The sequence below is a fragment of the Nocardioides sp. CPCC 206348 genome, from assembly GCF_048654705.1.
In the GTDB taxonomy this organism is placed as follows: domain Bacteria; phylum Actinomycetota; class Actinomycetes; order Propionibacteriales; family Nocardioidaceae; genus Nocardioides.
In genome coordinates, this window is the sequence record NZ_JBMCZA010000035.1 from 1 (window position 1) to 3744 (window position 3744).

General features: G+C 63.9%; 2 protein-coding genes and 1 pseudogene. All 3 read left to right on the plus strand.

The annotated features are described in order from the left end of the window. On the plus strand, positions 1-2204 hold a 2204-nt coding region (gene dpdF, locus ACOADB_RS00980), incomplete at its 5' end, for a protein DpdF (RefSeq protein WP_378596057.1). Beyond that, positions 2205-3125, plus strand: a complete 921-nt coding sequence (gene dpdG, locus ACOADB_RS00985; protein WP_378596058.1) for a protein DpdG — start codon at positions 2205-2207, stop codon at positions 3123-3125. Beyond that, positions 3122-3744, plus strand: a pseudogene (locus ACOADB_RS00990) (hypothetical protein); the annotation flags it as partial. The gene dpdG and the pseudogene ACOADB_RS00990, both read left to right, overlap by 4 nt.

Consider the following 3744-nt stretch of genomic DNA (forward strand, 5'->3'; position numbering starts at 1 on the left):
GAGTGTCTACCTATGCCCGCCCCGACAACTCGGTTCAGGTAGACCCGGCCGTCGCGGCCATCGCGCCCGGGATCCGGGAATACCGGTCGCGCAGTCAGGCGAACGCGATGAGAGCGGCCGCTCTCGGTGATCCCGAAGCGACGCTGCACGTGGTCTTGCCCACCGGAACCGGGAAGTCGATCGTCGGACTTGCCCCCGGACTCCTGCTCGACAGTGGCACCACCGTAGTCGTCGTCCCGACCATCGCATTGGCCCTGGACCAAGAGCGGAACCTGCGGGCGCGCTTCCCCAGCGCGCACCTGCCGCGGGAACTCGCCTACTACGGAGACCGCTCCGAGGATGAGTGCGCCGCGATCAAAGAACGTCTGCGCAACGGCACCCAACGAGTGCTCTTCACCTCGCCCGAGGCGCTGGTGACCGGCTTGGCCCAATCACTACGGGTCCTCGCGGCACGCGGCGAACTCACCCACCTGATCATCGACGAAGCGCACCTGGTGCGGTCCTGGGGCCTGAGTTTCCGCCCTGAGTTCCAGATCGTCGCGTCGCTGCTCAGCGAACTCCGCGAACTCGCACGGGCCGCCGGACAGACTCCTCCCCGGGTCGCACTACTGACAGCGACCCTGTCCGAGCAGGGCCTCATCCTCAATGACGGCCTGTTTCGCGGTTCCGAGGAATCGTTGTTCGTCGGGTCAACGTTCTTACGCACCGAACTGCGGTACCTCCAAGCAGAGATCTGCGCACCGGAAACGCGACTCGAGCGCGTCATCGAGGCACTGCGTCACCTCCCTCGTCCTGCGATCGTCTACACCACGCGGAAGACTGCCGCCGAGGAGATCGCCACCCAACTCCGCGACAGTGGATTCGGACGTACGGCGATTTTCCACGGCGACATCGGCTCGCAGGAACGACTGGAGATCCTCCAGCGGTGGTCCGGCGACGGTAGGCCGACCTCCTACGACGTCGTGGTGGGCACCAGTGCCTTCGGCCTCGGGGTCGACCAGAGCGACGTCCGGACGGTCGTGCATGCCTGCATTCCGGCCACGGTCGACCGCTTCTATCAGGAGGTCGGGCGGGCCGGCCGAGACGGCCACGCCGCGCTCTCGGTGTGGATTCCAGCGACAGTCGACAAGAATCAGAGCAATATCGAGAAGTCGACAGTCCTGGGCGATGAGAAGGCCTGGAAGCGCTGGCAAGCAATGCGGTCTCAGCGCGTCGACCAGGAAAATGCCCATCGCCGCCTGGTCCTGGACACCTCCGTGATACCACCGAACCTCGACATCGACTCCGACAAGAACCGACTGTGGAACCGAAACACCCTGGTGCTGATGCAGCGAGCCGGACTGCTTGACCTGGAGAACATCGAACCGCCGAAACTCGAACAGGAACCCGGTGAGTCCGAGGAATCCTGGTCAGCCCGGGTGGCCGCAACCTGGGAGGTGTACGTCCGTCAGATGGCGGTGCGGGTCCGCCCGCACATCACCAATCTGGACGAGGAATCGGTCGTCTCCGCATTCAAGAAAGTGCGCAGCGAGATCAAGGGAACCGAGGCCGCATCCTCGGACCGTGTGGGCCGACTCCTAGCGTTAACCGAATGCTGGGGCAAGATCCTGCAGGAGGAGTACACCTACACGAACGTGGGTCCAATGCGTGCCACCCAGATCGTCGCCGCTGCCTGCTCCGGATGCCCTGCGTCCGAGCACGTCCACCAGTCGACCTACCGCGCTGCCCAACCAATCGTTGCCGAGGGTCTGCTGCCGAACCTCCGCCGGGAGTCGAGCCCGGCCCTGCGCGAACTGTCGCTCGGCCGGCGGACCATCGTCGTCACCTACCCGAAGGACCGTCTGCGCTCATTGCTGGGAAATCTCCTCCAGACGTGCGTTAACAACGGCATCCGGGGAGTCTTCGCATCCCCTTCGCTCGTCGGCTTGAAAGCCATCGGGTCCGCCTCGAAGTTCGCGTCCGAAGGCCTGGTAATGGTCGACCCTGTGCCTAGCGGCGGCCCCCCGGTGCGGATTTGCGTCCCGACCTTGATCCTCCTCGACCAGCACCAAGTACCCCAACTCAGTTGGCTCGCCGGTTCAGAAGGGCCTTTGCGGATCGTGGTCATGCCCGAGGGAACCCGCGACCCCGAATACCCCGATCACCTGGTCAAAAACATCCGTAGCCCGCATCTCGGGCTTGAAGACTTCCTCAGGAGATTCTGAATGGCCGTCCTGAACCCGCCCCGAAGCCTTCCCGGTCTGGGCCGATCACTCATCAACTTCCTTATCGATGCACGCGGTGACTGGACTGAAGACAAACTGCTGGACCTCTTCAAACCCGAAGGCTTGAACGACGGCCCGTCTGCTCGTGACGGGTTGACGAACACGTTGTCGTCGTTTCGCGCGATCGGGATGCTCCGTTCCGAAAACGGGGTCGTCACAGTCAGCGAGAGTGTGACCACGGTCGGTTCCAAGTTCTCGAACTCACAGTTCCGCCGACTGATGCAGACGCATGTGTTCGACCTCGAACGGGACGGCGACCCTTGGCACCGCGAAGAAGGAGATGCGCACACCAGTGGAGCGCGCGACCTCACCAGGGCACTGTCTTGGCTCCTGGCCCAGGATGCACTCGGCCGGCCCTTGTCGTGGACAGAGAAGGTTCAACCTCTGCAGACCAGTCAGTTCCAGACCGGCGCCAATGAGAAGTGGGCGATCACCAATGACACCCGTTGGACGGCGGCCAGTCGCTGGGCGCTTGCACTGGGCCTGGCATCACCACCGATGATGATCATGAAGAGCGCGGGGGTGGTCCCATTACCGGTGGTCGCAGTCAACGACGTCCTTGATGACCTCCCTCTCGGACGCATCCCGATCACCGATTTCCTAACCAAACTCAGCTCCAAGATCCCAGTACTCCACGGCGGTTCCGTACGCACTGCCCTGACGGCCCACCTCGGCGCCGACCCAGACCCGGCGGTCGCCGAGGACTGCGCCGATAGTTCGATCGGACAGGCACTGCGAATCCTTGAGGAGCGCGGCCGGTTGGCCTTTGAGACTCTCCCCGATGCCCGGGGAGTCCGACTGGCTCGATCCGACACCAGTCGGCAAACGCACGTTACGTTGAAACGCGGAGGCAAGAAGTGAGTTGGCGCGGAACCCTGCCGGCGGCCTGCTGGGACGCCGTGGAGGCGGAGGCGATCATCCCCGTCGAAGCCGAGAGCACGTCGGACGGGGTCTTCCTGGCGACACACAGCACCATCCCGATCCTGCAGCGGGACCAAGTGCAGAGCCTGAACGGCGGCACCGAGGTCACGGAGCAGGACCTGCTGCGAGCGGTTGAGGAGCAGCCAGCCGACCAACCGATCATTCCCATCCTCGGCAAGTCCGGTGCTGGCAAGTCCCACCTGGTTCGTTGGCTGCGCATCAAGCTAGACCAGAAGCCTTCGACTCGGATGATCTTCGTGCCGAAGCACAAGATGTCATTGCGATCCATCCTCAATCTGATCCTGGAACATGCTGACGGACCCCGGGCGGACGAACTGCGCGACAAGGTCGCAACCGCCGTCGATGCAGCGTCCGACGAACCGGTCGCCCGCCTCCGTTTGATGAGCGAGTTGGCGATCTTGCTTGAGACGCGTGGCGCGACGAAGGACGGGACGCCCGAGCAGGTCGAACTGCGTCGGTACCTGGCGATGGAAACCGGCCTACCTGCCCTTTTCGGGGACGTCGTGTTCAAGTCCCGCCTGCTCTCCGACGGAGGCCC